The organism is Archangium gephyra, assembly GCF_042230915.1.
GTDB lineage: Bacteria > Myxococcota > Myxococcia > Myxococcales > Myxococcaceae > Archangium > Archangium gephyra_B.
The window spans coordinates 3,573,375-3,597,793 of the sequence record NZ_CP102578.1 but is presented as its reverse complement, the minus strand read 5'-3'; the positions used below and the strand labels follow the sequence as shown (position 1 = coordinate 3,597,793).

Sequence of the window (24,419 nt, the reverse complement as noted above, 5' to 3'; positions counted from 1 at the left end):
CATAAGATGGGGGTCACGATGTCCGACGAGAAGACCGCCGTCCATTCGATTTCGGACCTGCTGGGGGATGCCCCTCAGCAGCAGAGCGCGTATCTCATCGTGATCAGCGCCAAGTCCGCGGCCGGAATCGGCCGGATGTTCAAGCTGGACAAGTCCGAGACGGTGCTCGGCCGCAGCGTGGAAGCGCAGTTCCAGGTCGAGGACGATGGCATCTCGCGCAAGCACGCGAAGGTGGTGTCGCTCGGCGAGGGCCGCTTCCAGCTGGTGGACCTGGGCAGCACCAACGGCACGTTCCTCAACGGCCTGAAGGTGAGCGCCGCGCCGCTCTACGACGGCGACAAGATTCAGATCGGCTCCAACACGGTGCTGAAGTTCTCCATCCAGGATCAGCTGGAGGAGGCCTACCAGCGCAGCATCTACGAGTCGGCCACGCGGGACGGCCTGACGCGCCTGTACAACAAGAAGTACTTCATGGAGACGCTGCGCAAGGAGTTCGCCTACTGCCTGCGCCACCGGGTGGCCCTGTCCCTGGTGATGTTCGACGTGGATTACTTCAAGAAGATCAACGACGTGTACGGGCACCCGGCGGGCGACTACGTGCTGACGCGGATCGCGCAGCGGGTGAGCGACACCATCCGCACCGAGGACGTCATCGCGCGCTATGGCGGCGAGGAGTTCGCCCTCATGTTGCGCGAGTCGGCCGAGGAGCAGGCGCTCTCGTGCGCCGAGCGTTGCCGCGCGGCGGTGGACCGCACCGACTTCATCTTCAGCGGCACGCCCATCAAGGTGACCATCAGCCTGGGCGTGGCCACGCTGCACGACACGGACTTCGCGGCGGCGGAGGATCTGATCGGCGCGGCGGACAAGTACCTCTACCGGGCCAAGCGCGCCGGCCGGAACCGCGTGGACGGCAAGGCCATCAGCGGCCCGTAGCCCTCATCCCCTCCTCCGCGCGCTCCCTCTCCCTCTGGGAGAGGGCTGGGGTGAGGGTCTTCCCCGCTATGTCCCCTCGATTTCGAGTCCCGGCGTCTCCGCGAGCAGCTCCACGCGGTTGCCGCCGGCGGACTGCGCGGACTCGAGCGAGCTCTGCGCCTGACGGACGAGGTCGGCGAAGGACCCCTCGCGCCCCGGGGTGAGGGCTGCCAGGCCCACGGACACGGTGGGGCGGATGACCTGGTCGTCGAAGGCGAGGCTGGAGCGGGCCACGCGCTCGCAGACGCGGCGGGCCAGGGTATGGGCCCCGGCCAGGTCCGTGTGCGGCAGCAGCAACAGCACCCGGTCCGCCGAGTACTGCACCGGGAAGTCCGTGTCGCGCAGCGAGCGCCGGATGGCGAGCGCCAGGCCTCCATGGAGCTGCTCGCGCAGCTCGCGGCCCGCGCGCACCGGGAGCGGATCGAACGCCACCAGCGCGAGCGCCAGGGGCAGGCCATGGCGCCGCGAGCGCTTCACCTCCACGAAGACGAAGTCCTTGAAGTGCGCGAAGACGTAGAACTGGGTGAGCGGATCCAACAGCGGCTCGCCCGCGACGCGCACCGGCTCGGCGGCGGGGGCGGCACGGGCCTTGCGCACCGGCGTGGTGCCCCGCGAGAGCGTCCGCAGCTTCACCAGCTCGGGCAGCCGCACCCGCAGGTCCTTCCCCGAGACGGGCAGCGGAAGCACCCCATCCGCGAAGCCCGCCTTGCCGGGCGTCTCCTGCGCGGCCAGCACGAGCGCCTGCGGCAACTGCCCCCGCACCGCGCGCGCCACCCGCGCTGGCTTCTCCACCGAGGGCCCCAGCACCACCAGCTGGGCGCCCCGGCCCGGCGCCTCCTCCCACCCCGCCACGGTGGACACCTCGAGTCCCGCCTTCTCCAGACCCTCCTTCAGCTTGCGGCGCCCCGCCGCACCCGGCTCGATGACGATGGCTCGTGTAATCTTCATGCGCACTTCTCCAGACCTCGAACCATATCCGCCCACCTGAAGGGCCTGCAAGGACTCCCGCGTTCAAGGAGGCCGGAAGCCGAGCCGCTCCAGTCCGCGCCGGGCCACGTGCTGGACGTGGGAGTCCGGATCCTTCGCCGCGGCCTGGCTGAGGGCGGAGGCGGCGAAGGGGCCTCCAAGGAGGGCCAACGTCTCGGCGGCGGCCACCCGCACCGAGGCGACGCTGTCCGCCTGCAGCGTCTGGGCGAGGGGCTTCACGTGTTGGGGACGGCCGATCCGCTCCAGCGCGCGGGCGGCGGCCTCCCGCACCTGAGCATGCGGGGAGCCGAGCAGGGCCACCGCGGTCTCTCCCAGCGCCAGCTGCCGCTGCTGGCTCACCACGCCGAGGGCCGCGGCCACCACCTCCGGCGCGGAGTCCTCGAGCGCGGCGGCGACGGCGGCATCCGCCTCGGACGAGCGCGGCAGGGTGAGCGCCCGCACCGCCCCGGCCCGCACCAGTCCCTGCGGGTCCTCCAGGAGGGGGGCCAGCAGCTGGAAGCGGCGCCCGGCGGCGCCGTTACAATCGGCGAGCGCGGCCACCGCCTCGCCCCGCGTGTCGGCGGGAAGCCCGGTCTCGTGCGCCACCTCCAGGAGGAACGGCTCACAGGACTTCTCGGTGGCCGCCAGCTCCAACCAGACGCGCCGGGCGGCCAGCGAGGCCCCCTCCGCGCGGATCCTCCGGCCCGCGGTCTCCATCAGCGGCAGGCCCTCGGACTCGGCGAGTGCCCGGGCCGCCAGCCGGCGCACCTGGGCCTCGGTGTCGGCCAGGGCGCGCTCCAACTCGCGCTGGGCCAGCGGACCGTAGCGCCGCAGCGACTGCACGGTGACGCGCCGCTCGGTGACATCGGTGGAGGCCAGCCCCTTCTGCAGCTTCTCCAAGTCTCCCGAGTAGACGGCGAAGAGGCGGTTGATGAGGGCCTCATCCGGCGGCTTCGCCTCCACCAGCAGCACCCGCCCCACCGAGGTGCCCTGCTTCTCGGCCACCGAGAGGAGCGCGGAGGCGGCGGCCGCGTCCGCGGACTCGGGGCGTCGGGCCATGGCCTCCAGCAGCACCCGGGCTGGCGGCCTGCCCAGGAAGGTGGCAAGGTGGGCGAGCGCCTCGCCCCGGAGCGCCGCCTGCTCGGAGTACACCTCCACCTCCAGCAGTTCTCGGATGTCCTCCCGGTGGGTCCAGACGCGGGCGGCGGCCGCCCCACCCTTCGCCCCCGCTTCCTTCAGGAAGGAGGCCGTGGACTGGCCGGAATGAGCGGCGGCTCGCGCGGCAGTGACACAGGCGAGCACCTCGTCCCTGGCCGGGGCCTCGGCCACCCAATCCGCCAGGGTACGCGGCTCGGTGTGCCCCCGGACCTTCGCCTGCGCCCGCAGCGCTCCCCACCGCACCCGCCATTCCGGATCCGTCAGCGCCGAGCGCAGGGCGGCCTGGGACAGGGGGCCGGGCTTGCGCCCCAGCTCTAGCACCCAGGCATCGGAGCGGCCGGTGGTGACGCACAGCTGGCAGACCTGGGTGCGAAGGGCCTTGTCCTGCACATGCCGTTGGCAGGACGTCCAGCAACCCAGTGCTCCCTGGCCGCCATGCTGGCCGGCCGACAACAGCAGGACGAGGAAGAGGGCGGGGCTCACGAGGGTCCACTTTAGCCTACCCGTGAGATCCTTTTCTGCGGGTGTCCTTGCGTTTTCACGCCCGCTGCGTCATATCGGCGCCCCTTACATTTCTAGGCACACGGAAGGAGGTGACACATGCCCGGCATTCGAGTGAAGGATGGTGAGTCCATCGAGAGCGCCCTCAAGCGCTTCAAGAAGGCTACCGAGAAGGCTGGTATCCTCTCCGAGATCCGCAAGCGTGAGCACTACGAGAAGCCTTCCGTGAAGCGGAAGAAGAAGGCTCTCGCGGCCAAGAAGCGCGCGGTGAAGAAGGCGCGTAAGACGTACTAGCCGCCCTTTCGCGAGCCGGGGCTGCGTCAGTTCAGCGCCCCGGCTCTCGTCCGTGTAGCACCCTTCCCACACATTCCTGGAGTCCTGCCATGGCCACCGTCAGGGAGCGCATCGACGCCGACCTCAAGGACGCGATGCGTTCGAAGAACGAGCTCACCCTCAGCGTCTTGCGGATGCTCAAGAGCTCCATCAAGTACAAGGAAGTGGAGCCCGGCGCCACCGGCCCTCTCGACGAGGCCAGCATCCTTCAGGTCATCGCCACCCTCATCAAGCAGCGCCGCGACTCCGTCGAGCAGTTCAAGTCCGGTGGCCGCCCCGAGCTGGCCGAGAAGGAGGAGCAGGAGATCTCCGTCCTCCAGAACTACCTGCCCAAGCAGCTCACCCCGGACGAGCTGCGCGCCGAGGTCCAGGCCGCCATCACCGAGGCCGGTGCCAAGAGCGCCAAGGACATGGGCGCGGTGATGAAGCTCGTCTCGCCCAAGCTGCAGGGCCGCGCCGAGGGCCGCGCCATCTCCGAGGAAGTGAAGAACCAGCTGTCCAAGCTGTAGCAGTCCCGGTTTTCCGGCCTCGAACGGCGCCGGGCGGGTTCTTCGAGAACTTGCCCGGCCGCTGATCGGCCATTAAGGGTATCCGGTCGCCTCCTGCCCCCCACCTCCGGGCAGCTTCCGACGCGCCGACATGCCCTTCCTCTTCTACAGCATCGACTCCCGCTGGACCTCCCTCGGCCATGTCAGGGGCCGGGCCCATACTCGTCCGCAGGGGCTGGTGTGCGGGCCATGGCGGTCCGCTCACGCCGGGCGGAGGGGGTGGGACACGTGATCCCCGAGCACAAAATCCAGGAAGTCCTCGAGCGGGTGGACCTGGTCGGGCTCGTCTCGCGCTACGTGGAGCTCAAGAAGGCCGGGCGCGAGTTCAAGGGCCGCTGCCCCTTCCACCAGGAGAAGACGCCCTCCTTCTACGTCGTCCCCGAGAAGCGCTTCTATTTCTGCCACGGGTGCCGCGCGAGCGGGGACGCCGTGTCCTTCGTGCAGCGCTACCTGGGCAAGACGTTCCTCGACGCGGTGCGGGACCTGGCGCGCGAGGTGGGGGTGGACCTGGAAGCAGCGCAGGACCCCGGCGCCCGGGAGCGGCAGCAGCTCAAGGAGGCCACCGACCTGGCGGCCGAGCATTTCCGCTCGCTCTTGTGGGAGGAGGAGGGACGCCGCGCCCGCGCCTACCTCGCCAGCCGCGGCATCTCCGAGGAGACGGCCCGGGCCTTCGGGCTGGGCTGGGCCCCGGCGGCGTGGACCTCGCTGGCGGACAAGCTCACCAAGGCGGGCATGGTGGAGTGGGGCCTCAACGCGGGCCTCGTCTCCAAGCGCAACAAGGGCGACGGCTACTTCGACTTCTTCCGCAGCCGCCTCATCATCCCCATCCGCGCCCCCGAGGGCCGCCCCATCGCCTTTGGCGCCCGGCTGGTGGACGCCGAGGAGGGCCCCAAGTACCTCAACTCCCGCGAGTCCCGGCTCTACAACAAGAGCGAGACGCTCTTCGGCATGGACCAGGCGCGCGATGAGATCCGCCGCCGCAAGGCCGCCGTGCTGGTGGAGGGCTACTTCGACTGCATCGCCCTGCACCAGGAGGGGGTGAAGCACACGGTGGCGCTGTGCTCCACCGCCCTCACCCCGGGCCACCTCAAGGTGCTCGGCCGCGCCGAGGCCCGGGAGCTCTTCCTCCTGCTGGACGGAGACCAGGCGGGCCTCGCCGCCGTGGAGCGCCTGGCCGGCCCCCTGCTCGCCGCGGGAGCCGCCGCCAAGGTGGCGCTGCTGCCCCAGGGCGACGACCCGGATAACTTCATCCGCCGCGAGGGCTCCACCGGCCTGGAGCGGCTGCTCACCGAGGCCCGGCCCCTCACCCATCACGTCTTCCTCACCGTCCTGCCCCAGGGGAAGGAGGCCAGCTTCGAGGAGAAGATGGCCGCCCTGGAGCGGCTCAAGCCCGTGTCGGCGCAACTTCCAGTGGGGCTGGAGCGCTCGGCCTTCTTCGGAGCGCTGAGCGCCTGGTGCGGGCTGCCCGCCGCCGAGCTGGAGTCCTCCCTGCGCAGCAAGGCCCCACCCCCGGCGGTGAAGCCCGTTCCCAAGCCCGGTCAGCAGCCTGGCAGGGGAGCTGCTCCCCAGGGCCTGGCCGCGCCCCGCCCCGCCCCGGTGAAGCCCCCGGACGCCCTGGAAACGCTGTACGTGGCCGCCGTCCTGCGCGAGCCCCGGCTCGTGGTCCGCGACACCTTCCGCGTCTACGACGAGCTGTCCCACCCCGGCCTCCGGCTGGTGCTCGCCCACGCCACCTCGGGCCATGGGGCCGAGGACGCCCTCTTCGAGGCCCACGACACCATCAAACGCGCCGTGGAATCCGCCATGCGCCAGCTCGCCGAGCAGCAAGGCTCCGCCCTGGAGCACTACTTCCTCCAGGTGTGCCGGGCCATCATGCTCCGCCGCATCAACCAGCAGCTGGACTACATCAAGCGGACCACCAGCCAGACGAGCGGCGCACTCGACCTGTCCGAGGAGACCAAACAGCTCCTCACGCAGCGCATGGAGCTGCTTTCCCTCAAGAAACGCGTGGAAGAGGAAATCCGCCCGTCCCCCCCGGGAACAAAGGCCCCCATGCAACCGGTTTGAGTTCGCGTTTGTAAGAATCCTCTACTTTGCGATAGATCGGCCGGCTCCCTCCAGGCCAGGTCCCTGTTTTTCCAAGGAGAAGTACCCGAATGCCCACGCAGAAGCCCTCCTCGAAGGTGGCCGTCAAGCCCAAGAAGAAGGTGGCCCCGGAGATCCGCAAGAAGAAGAAGCCGGAGGAAGCCTCGGCCAAGGGTACTGAGAGCGCTGAGGCCAGCTCCGCCGCCGCGCGCAAGGCGGAGAAGGCCGACAAGGCCGAGAAGACCGCCGCCGCGGAGAAGGCCACCGAGACGCTCAAGAAGCGCAAGGCCGTCACCCAGGTGGACGACGGCGACGTGGATCCCGAGGAGGCCGCCGAAGAGGCCGCCGCCGCCGTCGAGGTCGATCCCGACGCCGTCGAGGACGAGGTGGACGAGGAGCCCATCGCCGACCGCAAGGAGGTCAAGGATCTCCTGGCCGCCGGTCGCGAGAAGGGCTTCCTCACCTACGACGAGGTCAATGACGCCCTGCCCGCGGACATCGTGTCGTCGGATCAGATCGACGACGTGATGAGCATGTTCGGCGACAACGACATCGAGATCGTCGACGCCCAGAAGGCCGCTCAGAGCACGGAGATCAAGCCCACGGTCGCGGTGGAGGAAGAGCGCGCCGAGGCCGACGAGGACGAGAAGGACGAGGACGACGAGCCGGGTGGCAAGTCGAACGACCCCGTCCGCCTGTACCTGCGCAAGATGGGCAGCGTGAGCCTCCTCACCCGCGAGGGCGAGGTGGAGATCGCCAAGCGCATTGAGGACGGCGAGAAGGAAGTGCTGCGGGCGCTGCTGGCCTGCCGCGTGGCCATGGTCGAGATCCTCGACATCGGCAACCGGCTGAAGAACGGCAAGCTGCGCGTGCGCGACGTCATCAAGGACGCGCCCGAGGAGGCCCAGGCGGAGGGTGAGGAGCCCGAGGCCGAGGTCGCCGAGGAGGGCGCCGAGGGTGAGGGTCAGCCGGCCCAGCTCGCGCAGAGCGAGCTGAACAAGATCGAGCAGATCAACAAGCAGATCGAGCGCATCCGCAAGTTCGCCAAGGACTGCGAGGTGCTCGATGCGGAGCTCGCCGGCAAGAAGAAGCTCACCGACGTCAAGAAGAAGGAGCTCAAGCAGGAGGTGAAGGATCTCCGGACCAAGATGATGGAGGTCCTGGAGGAGATGCGGCTGAACAAGAAGCAGGTGGACCGCATCGTCCTGAACCTCAAGGGGCTCATCGAGCGCGTGGAGAAGGCGGAGTCGGAGCTGCGTGAGCAGGAGCGCCGCTACGGCGTGCCCATGGACACGCTGCGCGAGCTGCTGCGCGAGGCCAAGGAAGACCCCGAGGCCATGAAGAAGGCGCAGCGCAAGCTCAACGCCACCCTCGAGCAGATCGAGGCGCTCGAGCGCGACGTGCGCACGGCCACGCGCAACATCAAGCGCGTGGAGGAGGAGGCCAACCTCGAGGTGGAGGAGCTGCGGCGCAACTACGAGGCCATCCGCATGGGTGAGCGCCGCGCCGAGCGCGCCAAGACCGAGCTGGTCGAGGCCAACCTGCGCCTGGTGGTGTCGATCGCCAAGAAGTACACGAACCGCGGCCTGCAGTTCCTGGACCTCATCCAGGAGGGCAACATCGGCCTGATGAAGGCGGTGGACAAGTTCGAGTACAAGCGCGGCTACAAGTTCTCGACCTACGCCACGTGGTGGATCCGCCAGGCCATTACCCGCGCCATCGCGGACCAGGCCCGCACGATCCGCATCCCGGTGCACATGATCGAGACGATCAACAAGCTCATCCGCACCAGCCGCTACCTCGTGCAGGAGATCGGCCGCGAGCCGACGCCCGAGGAGATCGCGGAGAAGATGGAGCTGCCGCTCGACAAGGTGCGCAAGGTCCTGAAGATCGCCAAGGAGCCCATCTCCCTGGAGACGCCGATCGGCGAGGAAGAGGACAGCCACCTGGGCGACTTCATCGAGGACAAGAGCCTGGTGTCGCCGTCGGACGCGGTCATCAACATGAACCTGGCCGAGCAGACGCGGAAGGTGCTGGCCACGCTGACGCCGCGTGAGGAGAAGGTGCTGCGGATGCGCTTCGGCATCGGCGAGAAGAGCGACCACACGCTGGAAGAGGTGGGCCAGGACTTCGAGGTGACGCGCGAGCGCATCCGGCAGATCGAGGCCAAGGCGCTGCGCAAGCTGCGCCACCCGAGCCGCTCCAAGCGCCTGCGCTCCTTCGTGGAGAGCTAAGCGGAAGAGCGAGCCCGTCCCTCCCAACTCCTCCCTCTCCCCCCGGAGAGGGTCGGGGTGAGGGTACCCGCCCCCCTGGGTCATGCCCCGAGGGCCGGAGAGTGACGTAAGAAGAAGCCCCCGTTCCCAATGTGGACCGGGGGCTTTTTCGTTTGCGATCCCCTCTCCCTCTGGGAGAGGGCCAGGGTGAGGGTCTGCCCCTGTGGAGGGAGGCCGTATGCCGGCGAGACGGAAGACAGCGAGCAAGACGGCAACGAAGCCCAAGCCAGAGCCGCGGAAACCCCTCCCCTTCCCCGAGGCGGTGCGCCGGGCGGTACGAGCCATTCCGCGGGGCGAGGTGCGCTCGTACGCGCAGGTGGCGCTCTACGCGGGGCGGCCGGGGGCGGCGCGAGGGGTGGGCCGGGAGTTGAAGACGCTGGAGAACGTGCCGTGGTGGCGCGTCATCCGCTCGGACGGGATGCTGGCGCCGCCGGTAGCGGTGGAGCAGGCCCGGCGGCTGAAGGCGGAGGGGGTGCGCCTGGAAGGCCAGGGCACGCACTGGCGCGTGCATCGCTGAGCAGCGGGGCACACGCCCTCTTGCGCCCGCGCGGGGTGCGCGATACTTCCCCGGTCAGTGCGGCGCTTCGGCGCCGTGCGTGCGTACCTTGGGGGCCCTTAGCTCAGCGGTTAGAGCTGTCGGCTCATAACCGATTGGTCCCTGGTTCGAATCCAGGAGGGCCCACTCCCCGTAACCCCGCCCCGTGCCTCGGGATTTTCCTCCGAGGCGCGGGAACGGAATCCCGCCCGCTCCGAACTCCGCACCACCGGCGCACCATGCGGACCGCCCACCGCCAGCGGGAGCACCTCGGCAAGGGGTTCCTCGGACGGCTGGAAGCTGAGCTGCCCCAGGCCCGCGCGCATGTCGTCAACGTCGAGGTGTCCGTAGACGCCTGACGTGATGGTGGGCGAGGAGTGCCCAAGGATGCGCTGGACCACCGCCAGCGGCACCCGCGCCTTGAGCAGTAGCGTGGCCGTGGTGTGGCGCAGGTCGTGGAAGCGGATGGTGCGCGGATTGGGCGAGGGCCAAAGCGTGAAGCCGCAGCCCGCCTTGGAGCAGCGGCGCACCTCGGAGGATGCCGAGAGTTCGACGTGCCCGTAGCAGCGGCACTTGTGGGCCCACCCCTCGACAAGTTGGGTCCGGTTCAACGTGGAGCGGAGCAGCGCGGCAAGGTCCACGTTTGTGGAGTGCATCGAGCCATCCCGGAGTTTGTGTAGATCCTGGCCGCACGCGGATGGCTGCACGAATGAGGCTCGCCTGCTCGCCGACGCTGAACCACACGAAGTGCGGGAGAGCCACGCAATTGGGGCAAGCTCATAGTCCGGTCAGAGGGGGCACGGGGCCGCCGAGAACAAGCGGCTTCTGGCGGCTCCTCTCCTGCTGTGGCATGGAACCGCACGATGCCCGGCACCGGTGCCCCCCTATCTCCGAGCGCACTGAGCCAGCGGACGCACTCCGGCGCGTTGCAGCGTGGTACTTCGCAAACGTGTACGGCAGGACCGAAGGTCCCGGCACCCTGCCGTTCTACTGCGACCCCTCACGAGTCGGCGCCTTCGCTGTCGAGTCGGGCGAGCTGGCGCGAGGTGAGCCGCCTGCGCTCTTCCGTCTCTTCGTGGCGCTCTCAATGTTCCAGGCGCTGCGGGATGTCGTCATCATGCGGCAGCAGCGCACTATGACCGCCGAAGAGGCCGAGTCGCTCGTGTCCGCGACCATCCTTGAGCTGCGCCTGGAGCGTCACGACTGCGAGCACCTCGCATCGGCTGAGATGTTCGAGAGCCGGTGCGACGTGCACAAGGACAGGACGGGTGTGGACTGCCGAAGCCGCCCGGGAGTTGAGTGCCACGTGAAGGCGGCCACCTGCCTGTTCCGCCGCATGGGGGACATGGGGAAGCTGCCAACGTCGGCTTGGCTTCGCGCGTGGAAGGATGGGGCACTCGCGAGGGTGCTCGCTGTCGTTCAGCAAGGCGAGCCAAACCCGCAGCGCCGCGCTGAGCAACTCGTCGAGCACTTCGCCCAGGTGCACCGGGTGGGAAGAAAGCTTGCGACGATGTTCGTGAGCGCGCTCTCGACACCCGCCCTAGCCCCCGGGCTAACCCCGTGGGCGCCTGACGTGGACGGAAACCGACTGCTCGTGGTGGACACGAACGTCGCACGGGCAGTGGATGCGCTGCGCCCTCCAGGCGCTGTACGGTCCTATGAGGCGCGGGCAGCGTGGCTCAGAGAGCAGGCAGCACAGGTTAACCTCCGCGAGTTCCGCGACGACGTTCCCGCGTGCTCGCCACGGCTCGTACAGCAGGCCCTCTATCACTTTTGCTCGAAGAGCAACCGTGAGGCGCAGGGACTCGACTGCCGGGGTGCATCGCTCTCCTGCGAGGTGTGTGCGCCAAGTCTCTGTCCCCTGCGCCGAGCAGTGTAGAGCCCCAGCGGAGGAGGCACTCGACGAGGCTCTGTCGAAGACGGTGCGACGCATGGCCATATCGGCTCACACCATCGCACCGGGGTGACGTGAGCAGGCCCAGCAGCGTCGCCGACGGACTCCTCTGGGCCCCTACAGCAGGCGCCTGGGGAGGGTCGCTCGCTTGCCGCTTCACCGCTCGGAAGGGCGTAAGGCCCGGGAATGCGCACGACGGCCGGAACCCTGCGGGTCAGCGTGCTGTGGTAGACCCCGGCCGTCCCTAGTTGGCCCACTCCACGGGCCTCTACTCGTCCGGTGTAACCGATGCAGAACCTTACGACCCGCTGCTTCGACATCTTCCTGGCCTGCAAGGCTGCCATCCACAATGGCGACCTCATCAAGAAGGTCAGCGACAAGGACAAGGAGTACCACTTCCAGAACTGGTTCGAGCAGCGCCTCGCCGCAGTCGGCATCGAGTTTGACGACGCAGGTCGCAACAGTTACCCGGATTATACCCTCGTAACCCACCCCGAGGGTTACGAACTTAAGGCGCTCGCCTACCCTGGCCGCGAGGCGAACTTTGACTCAAACAGCCAGGTACCCACCGGCAAGCACAAGGGCCGAACGGTCTTCTACGTGTTTGGCCGCTACCCAACCGAGGTCGCGAAGGCAGAGCGCGAATACCCGCTTATTGACCTGGTGCTGTGTCACGGCGACTTCTTGAACGCCGACCACACGTACGTCCACAAGAACAGGAACTTTCGGGGCTTCGGCAGCTACGGGGACCTTATGGTGCGTGACAGGAAGATGTACGTAGCGCCCACGCCGTTTGCACTGCTGGAGGGCGTTACGTCTCTGCCGACGCTCATCGTTCCCGCGGACTACGACGCAGATGGTCGGTTCCAGCAGGTAGGGCGGTTCACGCGAGTTGAGGTGGACCAACTGGTGGTCGGCTACGAGTTCGACCTCAAGACGAATCAAATTCAAGCGAAGTACGCGCCGAACCCGTCTGCCGGAAAGGCCCACGAGTTCATTGCGTATCGGCCGACCGGTGACAGCAGCAAGCAGGTCAAGCTCGTGTCCCCAGTTCTACTCGCAGAGGATGCCAGCGACGATGAGTAGGCAGGCGACGAACACCGCGCGTACGAAGACCGTGGCCCGCGTGCAGCGCGCCATCGAGCGCGAAGAATTCCCCTTCGAGCAACTCAGCGAGGTTGCGGAGGTCGAGAGTTGGCGGAAAGAGGTCTTCCGTCCCATTTACCATGTGCACAAGTGGTGGGCGCAGCGTCTCGGATCAGTGTTCCGGGCTATCGTGCTCGGCGCCGCTCCAGGCCAGCGCGACCCGCTCATGCGGGAGTTCTACCAGAACGTGGACCTGGGCGGGCTCGTAGTCTTCGATCCGTTCATGGGCAGCGGCACTACCGTGGGGGAGGCAGCAAAGCTCGGGTGCGCGGCAGTAGGGCGCGACATCAACCCCGTCGCATTCACTGGAGTCCGCGTAAGCCTCGGCGCCATTGACCGAGCAGGGGTCGAGCGTGCCTTCGAGCAGGTCGAGCGCACGGTTGGTGCCGAGATTCGCGCGATGTACCGCGCCAAGGACAACACGGACCGCGAATGTGACGTGCTCTACTTCTTCTGGGTGAAGGTCGCGGACTGCCCAGAGTGCAAGGAGGAGGTGGACCTCTTCTCCTCGTACGTGTTCGCGAAGCACGCCTACGTGAAGAAGTACCCGACCGTCCACATCGTGTGCCCCGAGTGCGGCGAGGTCTTCCGCGGGTTGCACCATGAGAAGCAAGCACGGTGCACGGCGTGCAAGAACGCCTTTGACCCGCATTCCGGGCCAGCGAAGGGGATGAGTGCCGAGTGCACCCATTGCAACCACGAGTTCCGCATTGGGCGGACCCTGCGGGCCTCTGGTGTGCCACCGCGGCACAAGCTCTACGCGAAGCTCGTGCTGAACGCAGATGGCAAGAAGGAATACCTCCGCGCTACTGAGGCGGACGTTGCTGCGTTCCGACAGGCTGAGCAGCGACTCGCGACGGCGGAGGTAGTGCGGCCCATCGGACAACTTGAACCGGGCCGGAACACCGACCAAGCCATCAACTACGGTTACCAGTCCTGGGGCGACTTCTTCAACGCGCGCCAACTTCTTGCCCTCGGAAGGCTCGGCCACGCGATTCGAGGTCTGCCCGAAGGGCCTGAGCGCGATGCGCTCGCGCTCGTGTTCTCCGGCACGTTGGAGTTCAACAACATGTTCGCCTCGTACAAAGGAGAGGGGACTGGCGCGGTTCGGCACATGTTCTCGCACCATGTGCTCAAGCCAGAGCGGATGCCCATCGAAGCGAACCCGTGGGGAACTCCGCAAAGCTCTGGCTCTTTCTCGACGCTCTTCCGTCTTCGACTCATACGTGCGTTGGAGTACCGGGAGAATCCGTTCGAGGTCGCTGTTGACCGCGCGGGCGACAAGCCGAAGGGCAAGAAGGTGTTCGGCACTTCTGTGCCGCTTACCCAGGTCCAGGTGCATGGCTGGACCAAGCAGCCCCGGTCCCCAGGGGTGTACCTCTCATGCGGTAACTCCGCCGCAACCGGCCTTGTCGATGAGTCGGTTGACCTCGTGGTGACCGACCCGCCCTTCTTCGACAACGTCCACTACTCTGAGCTGGCCGACTTCTTCTTCGCCTGGCAGCGCGAGTTGCTACCCTCCGGCTTAGAGTTGGAGACGACTCGCCAGTGCGGTGAGGTCCAAGACGAGGACGCGGAAGCCTTCGCGTCGAAGCTGTCGAGCGTGTTCACTGAGTGCCGTAGGGTGCTGGTGAAGGACGGCCTGCTCGTTTTCAGCTACCACCACTCGCGTGATGACGGCTGGGTCGCGGTGGCGCAGGCCATTGCGGATGCCGGCTTCTCGCTAGTCCAGGCACATCCAGTGAAGGCGGAGATGTCAGTCGCAGCGCCCAAGACCCAAGCGGCGGAGCCCATCGACATCGACATCATCATGGTGTGTCGGAAGGCGGAGGCCGATCAGCGGCCGATACGTCGCAGCGTGGACGCCGTTGGAGCGGCGCTTGTCACTGCGGAGAAGCAGGTCGTGCGCTTTCTTGAGCGCGGGCGCCAACTCTCACGCGGTGACGCCAAGGTCCTCCTGCTCAGCCGGGTCCTTGTCGAACTGTTCGCAGGCCGCGCTCCCGAAAGTGTGCCGCGCGAGTTCGAGGCGGTGATGCCACTTCTCAAGCCGACTGTGGAAGCTCTGCATCGCGGCCAGGCAATGCTGGAGCAGAAGAGCGCAGCGGCCACGAAGCCGGGGCGCACCAAGCGAGCTGCCCCTAAAGAGTAGGCCCTCCCGTGACCACATCGAGTGCACCAGTGGTGATTGTGAGCCTGCCCCGATTTCGTGGCACGCCCGCCCTCCTGTGGTTCAGGGTCGGCGAGCAGGCGAGCCTGATTCGTCCAGCCATCCGCATGCGACCAGGTTCCACACAAACTGCGGAAGCGCCACGCAACTCGGGCAAGCCCACCCTCCAGGGCGGCCAAGGGGACAGCAGGATGGTTCTGACGGCTGGTGGTCCGGGCGGGCCAGCGAAGGGGCTCGCGTTACGCAGTGCGGCGATCAAGAGGTCCCGGTTCCGACTATAGAATTATAGAAGCGGGGAACGGGGACCACCGCACCCGCCTCAGTGCCGCCCCTGGGCAAGGAGCGCTTCAAGCGACGCGGCCAGAAGGCGGATGGAGCGCCCGACCCATACCCGCTCCAGTTCCCCGCGTTCGAGGAGCGCGTAAACCGTAGCCCGGCAGACGGCCACCTCTTCCGACACCTCGCGCATCGTGAGCATCGGCGGGCCCACCGGCCGCACCATGGACCGCACCACCAGCGCACCACGGCCAGTCGAAGCCGTGGAAACGGTACTAACCGGCACCGCCCCTACCCCCTGCGGAACCCCAATCTTTTCCGCAGGTTGCGAGCCGGAGACAGAGGCGGCGAACCCCTGCCAACCCGCTCCCTCCCAGCCATCCAGGAGGGCCCACTCCCCTTCCCCCGCGCCCCCTTCAGGTCAGGCCTTGTGTCCGGCCTCGTGTCAGGCCTTGGCGCCCTCGCGGTTCTTCTCCTTCTCGTCGCGCCCGTGCACCGTCGCCGGCGGGCTGGTGGCCTCCACCGCCGTGAAGGCCTCGAGAATCTTGTACGTGTGGCTCGCGCCCCTCGGCACCAGCCACGAGTCCCCGGGGTTGAGCAGCAGCACCTGTCCCTCCAGGTGGAGCTCGGCGCGGCCCTTGATGACGTAGCCGACCGTCTCGTAGTCGCGCGTCGTGGCGGGCAGCGGCTCGGCCGGCTGCTCGTTCTCCCACAGGCGCATGGAAACCCGGATGCCTCCGGCCAGGTACTTCTGCCCCATCTCACCCTTCGGGGAGTACTGGGACTCGACCTTCTTCACACTCGTGTCGCCCATCTCGTCTCCTTCGCGGACGCTGCCGGTTGTCCTTTGCCGGACAAGGTAAGGAGCGCCGGGCGACACGTACCCCGCAACGACACGCCCGCTCCCCCCTCGAAGGGAAGAGCGGGCGCGAGGGACACGGCCCTCAGGCCGTGAACACGAGGTCTTTCACCCCGCCGGGCGCACGTTCTGCGCCTGAAGGCCCTTGGGGCCCTTCGTCACTTCGTATTCCACCTTCTGGCCCTCAGCCAGGGAGCGGAAGCCATCCATGTTGATGGCGGAGTGGTGGCAGAACACATCCTCGCCACCCGCATCCGGCGCGATGAAACCGAAGCCCTTCGCGTCGTTGAACCACTTCACGGTACCAGTTGCCATGTACTTCCCTGCTTTCTGCACGTGCGTTCTACGGACTACAGACGGGCACTCCTACCCATTGAAGTGCCTGCGGGGGTTAACGGTCCGCGCCTCCCCCCCATTCCAGAGGTAGCCTTCACACTTCTTCATAAGTACTGGGCGCCCCCTTCACACCCCCCCCGTACCTTCTGCACCAACCGATGGATGCCGGGTTCCTGACTGCCCGGCCGCTCACGGAAGGAGCAGCACATGTTCGGATTCATCTTTGGTACCGCCTGCCTGGCCGGTCTCTTCTACACCCTGCGCCGCAGCCGCTGGCACCACCGCCACGGTGGCCCCGGCCGCTGGAGCTGGCGCGGCCGGATGCGCTGGCTCTTCGAGCGCCTGGACACCTCGCCCGGCCAGGAGAAGGTGCTCGTCCAGGCGGCGGACGATCTCACCGAGGCCTTCGCGAAGATGCGCGACGAGCTGAGCGCCACCCGCGCCGCCATCGCCCGCTCGCTGAGGGGCGAGTCGTTCGACGCCGCCGCGCTGCGCGAGCTGGACGCGAAGCACGACGAGCTCATCGACAACCTGCGCAAGACGCTGCGCACAGCGCTCTCCAGGACCCACGAGGCGCTGGATGCGAAGCAGCGGCGCGAGCTGGCGGACCTGCTCGAGCACGGCTGGGGCCATGGCTACCGCTCCCACGGCTACGGCGGCGGCTGCGGCTGGCGCGGCGCCCGGTCCTGCTGAGCGCTCCGGAATCCAGGACAAGGAAAGGACCACATCATGCGCCGCCGCGTTCTCATTGCACTGCTCGCCCTTGGCACCCTCGCGGGCTACTCCTCCGGCTTCGCCAGCCTCTACCGCTGGCACCGCTACGGTCACGCCGCCGGTGGGCACTGCCGCCAGGGCCGGGCCTACGACGACAACTCCCGCTACGACTCCCCGCGGTGGGCTCCGGCCCAGGCGCCCCAGGCCTCGCGCCCCGCCGAGCCGCCCCAGGGTCAACAGGTGCAGTAGAGTCGGCGACCTCCCATGGCCACCCGCGTCCTCCTCATCGACGATGACACCCGGATGTACGAGCTGCTCGCGCAGTACCTCGGGCAGAACGGCATCACCGTCACCCATGCACCCGATGGAGGACGCGGCCTGGCCGCGCTGGAGGCCAGCACCTACGACGCCGTGCTGCTGGACGTGATGATGCCGGGCATGGACGGACTGGAGGTGTGCCGGCGCATCCGCGCCAAGAGCACCCTGCCCGTCATCATGCTCACCGCGCGCGGCGACGAGACGGACCGCGTGGTGGGCCTGGAGCTCGGCGCGGATGACTACCTGGCCAAGCCCTTCAGCCCGCGCGAGCTGCTCGCGCGCTTGAGGGCCGTGCTGCGGCGCGCCCAGCCCGCGTCAGTGGCCGAGAAGCTGGAGTCCAGCGGCGTGTCCATCGACGTGTCGGCCCGGGAGGTGCGCACGGGCGGCCGGCTGGTGGAGCTCACCGGGCTCGAGTTCGATCTGCTGGTGGCGTTGGTGCGGCGGGCCGGGCGCGTCATCCCCCGCGATGCCCTGCTCGGCGAGGCCGGCCGGAGCGACACCGTGGTGGGCGAGCGCACCGTGGACGTGCACATCTCCCACCTGCGGCAGAAGCTGGGGGACGAGGGCAACCGCCTCATCAAGACGGTGCGCGGGGTGGGCTACCTCTTCGCCAAAGACGGCCCATGAGACACCCCCCGAGACACCACCCGCACGGCCCCCCGGGCCACCCGCTGCACCGGCTCCGGCACGGGCCCGCCTTCCGGCCCATGAGCCGCCTGGGGCACTTCATCCGCGCGCGGCTGCGCCGCCGGCTCTTCCTCTGGTTCGGCGTCTCCATCTTCACCACCGCCCTGGTGGTGGGCACGGTGATGACCGTGATGGGGGGGCTGATGGGAGATGGCTCCTGGCAACAGGAGGCGGCCCGCGCCCGCACCTTCGTCAGCAACCGCCTCGCCGAGGTGTGGGACGACCCGGTGCGCCGCGACGCGCTCGTGCGCTCCGTGTCCGAGGACCTGCTCGTCAGCGTGGAGCTGCGGGATGCCTCCGGGGCGCTGCTGGTGCGCACCGGCGAGCCCTGCCCTCCGAACGCCGAGGTGTCCATCCCGGTGGAGCGCGGCGGGGTGAGGCTGGGCACGGCGGGGGCCTGCTCCGCACACCTCCGGGCCCGGGCGCCGTGGCGCGGGCCGATGGTGCTGATGCTGGCGGGGATCACGCTGTGGATGGCCTCGGGGTGGCTGGCCCGGCGGCTGTCGCGGCCCCTGGACACGCTGGCGCGGGCGGCGCAGGAGCTGGGCGAGGGCAAGCTGGACACACGCGTGCAGCTGGGCCGGTACGCCACGGGGGAGATGTCCGTGCTGGCCGATGCCTTCAACGAGATGGCCACGCGCGTCGAGCGGCAGATGGCGGACCAGCGCGAGCTGCTGGCCGCGGTGTCGCACGAGCTGCGCACGCCGCTGGCGCACCTGCGGGTGCTCGTGGAGCTGATGCGCGACGCGGGAGGCCCGGAGCGAACGGCGGACCAGATGGAGCGCGAGGTGGTGGAGCTGGACGCGCTGGTGGGCGAGCTGCTCGCGAGCTCGCGGCTGGACTTCGGCCAGCTGACGCCCCGGGAGCTGGACGGGAAGGACCTGGCGGCGCGGGCGCTGGAGCGGACGGGGCTGCCGGCGGAGGCGCTGTCGGTGGAGGTGCCCGAGGCGAAGCTGACGGGAGACGCCACGCTGCTGGGGCGCGCGCTGGCCAACCTGCTGGACAACGCACGCAAGCACGGCCAGGGCGTGGAGGCGCTGCGGCTGCTGGAGCGGGAGGGGCAGCTCGCCTTCTGCGTGGACGACCGCGGCCCGGGACTGCAGCCCGGCGAGGAGACGCGCATCTTCGCGCCCTTCTACCGCAAGGACCGGGGCGGCGAGGCGCGCGAGGCGGGCTCGCTGGGGCTGGGGCTCGCGCTGGTGCAGCGGATTGCCCGGGCGCACGGCGGTGACACCTTCGCGGAGAACCGTCCGGGAGGAGGCGCCCGGGTGGGCTTCACCCTGCGGCGAGAGGGCCCTGCCTCGCTCAAGGCACCGCCCGCAGCTGCCCCGTCTCGATCGTAAGGGGCGGGCAGTAGGGGCCCAACTCCTCGCGCGTCCACCAGTCGCCGGTGGCGCGCCACGTGCCCCAGTCCGTGAAGCGGTAGTCGAAGAGGCGCGTGCGCACGAAGCGGGGCGGCGCGTCCGGGAAGGGGTCCTCCTCGAAGAGCCGCTGGACGGCCGGGCCGCCGCGCAGCAGCAACTCCTGGAGGCGGAGGAGCCACGGGTTGCGCTGGCAGATGGAGAGCGCGGCGAACCACATCTGCCAGTCCAGCCGGGGCTGATGGGGGGCCACGAAGCGAGGGGACTCGTCCACGCGGCCCGGGCGGTACGGCAGGCGGTACTCCTTCCACGTCCTCCCGTCGGCGCTGCCCTCGATGAGGATTTCGTGCCGCCCGGTGGTCATCACCGCGAACAGGCCATAGGTGTTGATGCTGCGCAGGCCCGCGAGGTCATCCAGCAGCGTGCCGAGGGCCCCCGGGAGCGGGCGCGAGAGGAGCCGCTGGGCGTCCAGCGAGAACCCGAGGAAGGCATAGGCCACGGCGAAGAGGACGAGGGCCGCGGCGCTCGCCCGCGGGTGCCGGCGAGGGGGTGCCGGAACGGCCGGAGGCGGACCGCCGAAGCGCCAGCGCCCGAGCACCCCGTCATCGAGCGCGGAGAGGCAGAGCACCAGCGTGAGGAGGTTGAAGAAGCCGTAGTTGCCGGTGGCGAAGATGGCGAGTTGCAGCGCGGCGAGCAGGGCGGCCGCGACGAGCCGCGCGCGCCTGGGCCCGAAGAGGAGGAAGGGGGCCCCTATCTCGATGATGAGCGTCACCGCGGTGCTGGCGCGCTGGAGGCCGGCGGGCAGGAGGTGGACGAACCAGGCGACGGGGTTGGGCAGGGGCTGCGTCCAATAGTGGTACTGGAGCGCGGTGAAGTCCCGCCACGTGGGGTCTCCGCTGGCGAGCTTCACCACCCCGGACATGAGCATCAACCGGAAGAGGAGGAGACGCGGCAGGAGGAGGGCACCCGGGAGGGGCGCGGGGGAGACACCGGGAGGCCACAGGTGGCCCGGGGTGAGCGGGAGCGAGACGAGCGCGGCCTCGAGCAGCAGCACATCCCACTGGTAGCCGAGGAAGACTCCGCCCACGGTGGTGAGCGAGAGATAGCAGGCCCAGGCGCCCCCGAGGGCCCAACGGGGAGCCACGTTGGCGGCGAGCAACACGCCACACCCGAGGCCCGCGAAGCCAACGCCGCGCAGGGCCCCCTCCTCCGCTCCGAGCCACCACAAGAGCGTGGGCAGGCGCAGGTAACGCTCGGGCCCGGGGAGGACCTGAAGGACGTAGCCGAGCAGCTCGGCGGCGGGACTCAGTCCCTCGGGACCCAGCAGCGCGGAGAGCTGGGGCAGGAGGGAGGCGAAGGCGAGCACGAAGACGAGCCCGAGGGCACGCAGATACAACCCGCGTACCCGGGCCACGGAGTGCCGCCTGTCACTGGAGACAACGCGCTCCACTCGGGTTCCGATCACCCTCTCCCCTCGGGAGAGGGCGGGGGTGAGGGTATCCGAGTCCGTGCTACTTCACGTCACCCTGGGCCGTGCCCTTGGCGTTCTCGGCGGAGAACGCGAAGGAGGCCGTCGTGGTCTCCCCCTCCTTGACGGTGACCTCGGCCGTCTGGGTGCCGAGCGTCTCGTGCCAGGCCTCGAGGGTATAGGTGCCCTCGGGGAGGTGCTCGATGGAGAAGGAGCCATCCGTGCCGGAGGTGGCGAAGTACGGGTTCGGATTCACCACCACCCAGGCGGCCATCCACGGGTGGATGTCGCACTTGAGGCGGATGACCTCGGCGTCGGCGGGCAGGTTGCGCGGCACGGCCTTGGCGTTGGGAGGCTGGGCCACGTTGAAGACGGTCTTCGAGCCCGTCAGCGCGCGCGCGTTGTGCAGCGTGCCGTCGCTGTTCTTGATGAGGATGGGCTGACCGGCGGTGACGCCCTGCACGCGCGGGGTATAGGTGCACTTCTGCTGGTCGATGAGGGCAGGCTGGGCCGGGTGCGAGCGGGGCACGAGGCCGCGCACGCGCACGAGGACGTTGGCCAGCTTGCCGTCCGTCACCACGACGGACTGGTCCTTCAGCGCCATGCCGTCACAGGCGGGATCGTCACTGGGCGTGACGGCGGCGGGCGTGGGCGCAGGGCCCTTGAAGGTGATGGTGCCCCGGACGGAGGCCCCACCGGTAACGGGCTGGACGGGGGCGGCGGCGGGAGCCTCGGCCTTGGGAGCGGGGGCCGGGGCGACGGACCCACGGGCAGCGGCCGGAGCGGCCTCGTCCTTCTGGCAGGCCGGCAGGGCGGCGAGTCCCACCGCGCCGAGCACCGCGACGCCCAGCGTACGCAGCTTCATGTGAACACTCCCTCGTGCCACCAGCGCGTAACGCCTCGCGCCCGGGCGGCCAGATGTCATTGGAACCCCTCGTAACAGATGAGGTGTCCCGGAACCAATGGAAGAACGGCTATTCAGGTTATTCGCGCCGGCTGACGCTGAGGGCGGCGAGCCCCAGGAAGACGGTGGCGAAGACGAGCAGCACCGGCACCTCGAGGCCCGCGCCCGAGGAGGAGGTGCCCACGGCGAGTGAGGCCTCGGCGCCGTACAGCGCGCGCCGGACGCCCTCCACGGAGAAGCGCATGGGGTTGAGGCGCATCACCCACGCCAGCACGGGCCCGGCGCCCTTGAGGGGAAACATCGCACCGGAGAGCACCCACATGGGCAGCAGGACGATGCTCATCACCGCGTGGTAGCCGGCGGTGGAGCGCACCCACCAGGCCAGGGCGATGCCCATGCCGGTGAGGCCCAGGGCGGAGAGCACCATCACCGTCACCAGCAGGGGCACGTCCAGGGTGGCGGCCTTCACCCCGGCCAGCGGGGCGAAGAGGAGGAAGAGCGCGGCCTGCAGGAGCGCGATGGCCGAGGAGCCCAGCGCCTTGCCCAGCACCACCGACAGGCGCGAGCCCGGCCCGGCCAGCACCGACTGGAGGAAGCCCTCGCGCCGGTCCTCGATGACGGAGATGGTGGCGAAGATGGCGCTGAAGAGCACCACCATGGTGACGACGCCGGGGAAGGAGAAGCGCTGGTAGTCCAGGCCCTGCGCGCCCTCGACGCGGAAGGAGCCGGCGAAGCCCGCGCCGATGACGAACCAGAAGAGGATGGGCTGGGCGAGCGCGCCGACAATCCGGCTGGGCTGGCGGAAGAAGCGCACCACGTCGCGCGCCAGCAGCACGCGCACGGTGGCCCACTGCAGCGCGAGCCCACCCGGAGCCCGCTCCTCTTCCACGGAGGAGAGAGGGGCGGAGGGACCCCGGGTCAGCGCGCGCTCCGGCTCCCCCGGGGTGATGGGGGCGGGAACGGTGGTGGCGGGGGCGTTCATCGACGGCGGCTCCTGCGGGCGGGCTCGGCGGTGGGCTGGTCGGCCCCGAGCACCCGGCCGGTGAGTTGGAGGAAGACGTCCGCGAGCGTGGGACGGCGCAGGGACACCGAGGCGAGCCGGCCGGCCGGGAAGGCCTCCACCAGCCGGGGCACCAGCGCATGCCCCTGCTCCACCTCCACCTGCACCCGGCCCTCCACCACGCGCGCCTCCAGGCCCAGGCGCTCGCGCAGCTCGGCCGCGAGGGCCTCGGGCTCACGGGCCTCCAGGGTGAGGATGTCTCCACCCACCCGCGCGGCCAGCGCCGCCGGGGTGTCGGTGGCCACCAGCCGGCCCGCGTCCAGCACCGCGAGCCGATCGCACATCTCCGCCTCGTCGGCGCGGTGCGTGGTGAGCAGCACGGTGAGGCCCTCGGCGTCGCGCAGGGCGCGCAGGTGGGCCCAGAAGGAGCGGAAGGAGGCCTCGTCGAGCCCCTGGGTGGGCTCGTCCATGAGGACGATGCGCGGCTGGTGCACCAGGGCGCGCGCCAGCTCCAGGCGACGGCGCATGCCGCCGGACCAGGTGGAGACACGCTCGCCGCCGCGGTCCTGCAAGCCGATGAGCCGGAGCATCTGCTCCACGCGCTCCTCGGCCCGGGCGCCCGTCAGCCCGTACAGCCGGGCGCCGAGCATCAGGTTCTCCCGCGCGCTCATCAGGTCATCCAGGCTGCTGCGCTGGAAGATGATGCCCATGCGCCGGCGCAGGGCCGGGTCATGGAGCGACAGGGGCCGGCCCTCGAACAGCACGCGCCCGGAGTCCGGGGCGAGCAGGCCGGCGAGCAGCTGGAAGGTGGTGGATTTGCCCGCCCCATTGGGGCCGAGCAGACCAACGATTTCGCCCGCGCCCACCGCGAGGTTCAGCCCATCGAGCGCCACGCGCGCCTTGAAGCGCCGGGTGAGCCCATCGAGCTGGAGCAGCGGCGCCACAGGGCGCGTGGTGGGAGAGAGGGCCGGAAGGGCCGGGGTCATCCTCGAATCAACCGTGTCCCCCGCTGTCGAGCATCAGCGCGGCGAAGAGGCCGGCCAGGTACAGCAGGCTGAACAGGAACGTCTGACGCGCCCAGGGCCTTCCCAGGCTCCGGAAGAGGCCGGTTGCTCCCAGTCCCAGGAAGGACAGGCCCAGCACCACTGCGGCCGCCAGGTACCAGCCGCCGGCGATGCGCAGCTGGAAGGGCAGCAGCGTCATGGGCACCAGCGCCACCAGGTAGAGGACGATCTGCAGGCGGCTGGAGTCCTCCCCGCGCTCCAGCGACACGGTCTTGAGGCCGGCCGCCGCGTACTCGTCCTTGCGGAACAGGCCGATCGCGATGGTGTGCGGAATCTGCCACAGGAAGAGGATGGCGAAGAGGACGTAGCCGCCCGCGTCGATCTGCCCGGTGACGGCCGTCCAGCCCATGAGGGGAGGCAGCGCGCCGGGCACCGCGCCCACCAGCATGGAGGCGGAGGTGCGCGCCTTGAGCGGCGTGTACGCGAGCACGTAGCTGAGCAATGCCACCAGGCCCAGCCCCGCGGTGAGCAGGTTGGCGCCCAGGGCGAGCGCCGGCAGGGAGAGCGCCGCCAGGGCCAGCCCGAAGGCCAGCGCCACGCCCGGCTCCATGCGCCCCGAGGGCAGCGGGCGGTTGCGGGTGCGCGCCATGAAGCGATCGCTCTCCCGCTCCCAGTAGCAATTGAGCGCGTTGGCGGCGCCCACCGTGCCCGCGGTGGCCAGCAGCGTCACCAGGATGCGCGGCACGGTCAGCTCGCCCGGAGCCAGCCACATGCCTCCGGCGGCGGTGGCGATCACCAGCCCGGACAGCCTCGGCTTGGTGAGGGACAGCAGATCCGAAGCGAAGCTCGACTCACTCACGGCACGCGCGCTCACGGCGGACTCCCCAAGGCGCGGCAGGCTCGCTGCTGACGCG

At 69.3% G+C, this 24,419-nt stretch carries 23 protein-coding genes, 1 tRNA gene and 1 pseudogene; 14 read left to right on the top strand and 11 right to left on the bottom strand.

What is annotated here, in order from left to right; translation table 11 throughout:
* Nucleotides 1-18 precede the first annotated feature (18 nt).
* Nucleotides 19-933: a diguanylate cyclase gene (locus NR798_RS14500; protein WP_375772052.1), complete on the top strand. Its 915-nt coding sequence runs from the start codon at nt 19-21 to the stop codon at nt 931-933.
* A 66-nt stretch (nt 934-999) separates the two neighbouring features.
* Here the strand turns inward: NR798_RS14500 and NR798_RS14495 are convergent, their stop codons facing one another.
* Both NR798_RS14495 and NR798_RS14490 read right to left on the bottom strand, forming a co-directional pair.
* Nucleotides 1,000-1,920: a GGDEF domain-containing protein gene (locus NR798_RS14495; protein WP_375772051.1), complete on the bottom strand. Its 921-nt coding sequence runs from the start codon at nt 1,918-1,920 to the stop codon at nt 1,000-1,002.
* A 63-nt stretch (nt 1,921-1,983) separates the two neighbouring features.
* On the bottom strand, nt 1,984-3,579 hold the full coding sequence (locus tag NR798_RS14490) for a HEAT repeat domain-containing protein (protein ID WP_375772050.1): 1,596 nt from the start codon (nt 3,577-3,579) through the stop codon (nt 1,984-1,986).
* A 117-nt stretch (nt 3,580-3,696) separates the two neighbouring features.
* Between NR798_RS14490 and rpsU the strand changes: the two genes are divergently transcribed.
* From rpsU to NR798_RS14460, 6 genes are all read left to right on the top strand, one after another.
* Complete coding sequence (rpsU, locus tag NR798_RS14485) at nt 3,697-3,891, top strand: 30S ribosomal protein S21 (protein ID WP_002621505.1); 195 nt, start codon at nt 3,697-3,699, stop codon at nt 3,889-3,891.
* A gap of 89 nt (nt 3,892-3,980) precedes the next feature.
* Nucleotides 3,981-4,439, top strand: coding sequence for a GatB/YqeY domain-containing protein (locus NR798_RS14480; protein WP_375772049.1), 459 nt, complete (start codon nt 3,981-3,983; stop codon nt 4,437-4,439).
* 228 nt (nt 4,440-4,667) lie between these two features.
* The gene (gene dnaG / locus NR798_RS14475; protein WP_375772048.1) at nt 4,668-6,545 is read left to right on the top strand and encodes a DNA primase; all 1,878 of its coding nucleotides are present in this window, start codon (nt 4,668-4,670) and stop codon (nt 6,543-6,545) included.
* Nucleotides 6,546-6,634: 89 nt separating this feature from the next.
* Nucleotides 6,635-8,797 carry an RNA polymerase sigma factor RpoD gene (gene rpoD, locus NR798_RS14470; protein WP_375772047.1) on the top strand — a complete coding sequence of 721 codons (2,163 nt, stop codon included), beginning with the start codon at nt 6,635-6,637 and terminating at the stop codon, nt 8,795-8,797.
* A 217-nt stretch (nt 8,798-9,014) separates the two neighbouring features.
* Nucleotides 9,015-9,353 carry an MGMT family protein gene (locus NR798_RS14465; protein WP_375772046.1) on the top strand — a complete coding sequence of 113 codons (339 nt, stop codon included), beginning with the start codon at nt 9,015-9,017 and terminating at the stop codon, nt 9,351-9,353.
* Between the two features lie 92 nt (nt 9,354-9,445).
* Nucleotides 9,446-9,518, top strand: a tRNA-Ile gene (locus tag NR798_RS14460).
* Between the two features lie 248 nt (nt 9,519-9,766).
* Here NR798_RS14460 and NR798_RS14455 read toward each other — a convergent pair.
* A pseudogene (locus NR798_RS14455) lies at nt 9,767-10,027 on the bottom strand (hypothetical protein); the annotation flags it as partial.
* 194 nt (nt 10,028-10,221) lie between these two features.
* Between NR798_RS14455 and NR798_RS14450 the strand changes: the two are divergent.
* From NR798_RS14450 to NR798_RS14440, 3 genes are all read left to right on the top strand, one after another.
* A complete protein-coding gene (locus NR798_RS14450; protein WP_375772045.1) occupies nt 10,222-11,250 on the top strand; it encodes a hypothetical protein in 1,029 nt (342 codons plus the stop codon).
* 303 nt (nt 11,251-11,553) lie between these two features.
* Nucleotides 11,554-12,351: a hypothetical protein gene (locus NR798_RS14445; protein WP_375772044.1), complete on the top strand. Its 798-nt coding sequence runs from the start codon at nt 11,554-11,556 to the stop codon at nt 12,349-12,351.
* The gene (locus NR798_RS14440) at nt 12,344-14,560 is read left to right on the top strand and encodes an SAM-dependent methyltransferase (RefSeq protein WP_375772043.1); all 2,217 of its coding nucleotides are present in this window, start codon (nt 12,344-12,346) and stop codon (nt 14,558-14,560) included. The genes NR798_RS14445 and NR798_RS14440 overlap by 8 nt, the downstream gene beginning before the upstream one ends.
* Before the next feature lie 337 nt (nt 14,561-14,897).
* Here NR798_RS14440 and NR798_RS14435 read toward each other — a convergent pair whose 3' ends face one another.
* The 3 genes from NR798_RS14435 to NR798_RS14425 form a co-directional block, all read right to left on the bottom strand.
* Nucleotides 14,898-15,080 carry a helix-turn-helix domain-containing protein gene (locus NR798_RS14435; protein ID WP_375772042.1) on the bottom strand — a complete coding sequence of 61 codons (183 nt, stop codon included), beginning with the start codon at nt 15,078-15,080 and terminating at the stop codon, nt 14,898-14,900.
* Between the two features lie 219 nt (nt 15,081-15,299).
* Nucleotides 15,300-15,668: a cupin domain-containing protein gene (locus NR798_RS14430; RefSeq protein ID WP_375772041.1), complete on the bottom strand. Its 369-nt coding sequence runs from the start codon at nt 15,666-15,668 to the stop codon at nt 15,300-15,302.
* A gap of 153 nt (nt 15,669-15,821) precedes the next feature.
* Nucleotides 15,822-16,028 (bottom strand): cold-shock protein, encoded by a 207-nt coding sequence (locus tag NR798_RS14425; RefSeq protein ID WP_047856399.1) that lies wholly within the window; start codon nt 16,026-16,028, stop codon nt 15,822-15,824.
* Nucleotides 16,029-16,256: 228 nt separating this feature from the next.
* Here NR798_RS14425 and NR798_RS14420 point away from each other — a divergent pair, with 228 nt between their 5' ends.
* From NR798_RS14420 to NR798_RS14405, 4 genes are read left to right on the top strand one after another with little or no spacing between them, the layout of a single operon-like run.
* Nucleotides 16,257-16,742, top strand: a complete 486-nt coding sequence (locus NR798_RS14420; protein WP_375772040.1) for a periplasmic heavy metal sensor — start codon at nt 16,257-16,259, stop codon at nt 16,740-16,742.
* A 36-nt stretch (nt 16,743-16,778) separates the two neighbouring features.
* On the top strand, nt 16,779-17,012 hold the full coding sequence (locus NR798_RS14415) for a hypothetical protein (RefSeq protein WP_375772039.1): 234 nt from the start codon (nt 16,779-16,781) through the stop codon (nt 17,010-17,012).
* A gap of 15 nt (nt 17,013-17,027) precedes the next feature.
* Entirely contained in the window at nt 17,028-17,708 is a 681-nt protein-coding gene (locus tag NR798_RS14410; protein ID WP_375772038.1) for a response regulator transcription factor, read from the top strand.
* On the top strand, nt 17,705-19,111 hold the full coding sequence (locus tag NR798_RS14405; RefSeq protein WP_375772037.1) for an ATP-binding protein: 1,407 nt from the start codon (nt 17,705-17,707) through the stop codon (nt 19,109-19,111). The genes NR798_RS14410 and NR798_RS14405 overlap by 4 nt, the downstream gene beginning before the upstream one ends.
* Here NR798_RS14405 and NR798_RS14400 read toward each other — a convergent pair.
* The 5 genes from NR798_RS14400 to cyoE all read right to left on the bottom strand — a co-directional run bounded on the left by NR798_RS14400 (nt 19,074) and on the right by cyoE (nt 24,379).
* On the bottom strand, nt 19,074-20,594 hold the full coding sequence (locus tag NR798_RS14400) for a lipase maturation factor family protein (RefSeq protein WP_375772036.1): 1,521 nt from the start codon (nt 20,592-20,594) through the stop codon (nt 19,074-19,076). The genes NR798_RS14405 and NR798_RS14400 overlap by 38 nt on opposite strands.
* A gap of 46 nt (nt 20,595-20,640) precedes the next feature.
* On the bottom strand, nt 20,641-21,462 hold the full coding sequence (locus NR798_RS14395; protein ID WP_375772035.1) for a carboxypeptidase regulatory-like domain-containing protein: 822 nt from the start codon (nt 21,460-21,462) through the stop codon (nt 20,641-20,643).
* A 118-nt stretch (nt 21,463-21,580) separates the two neighbouring features.
* Nucleotides 21,581-22,483: an ABC transporter permease gene (locus NR798_RS14390; RefSeq protein ID WP_375772034.1), complete on the bottom strand. Its 903-nt coding sequence runs from the start codon at nt 22,481-22,483 to the stop codon at nt 21,581-21,583.
* Nucleotides 22,480-23,487, bottom strand: a complete 1,008-nt coding sequence (locus tag NR798_RS14385) for an ATP-binding cassette domain-containing protein (RefSeq protein ID WP_375772033.1) — start codon at nt 23,485-23,487, stop codon at nt 22,480-22,482. Before NR798_RS14385 ends, NR798_RS14390 begins: the two co-directional genes overlap by 4 nt.
* Nucleotides 23,488-23,494: 7 nt before the next feature.
* Complete coding sequence (gene cyoE / locus NR798_RS14380) at nt 23,495-24,379, bottom strand: heme o synthase (RefSeq protein ID WP_375772032.1); 885 nt, start codon at nt 24,377-24,379, stop codon at nt 23,495-23,497.
* Between the last annotated feature and the right edge of the window lie 40 nt (nt 24,380-24,419).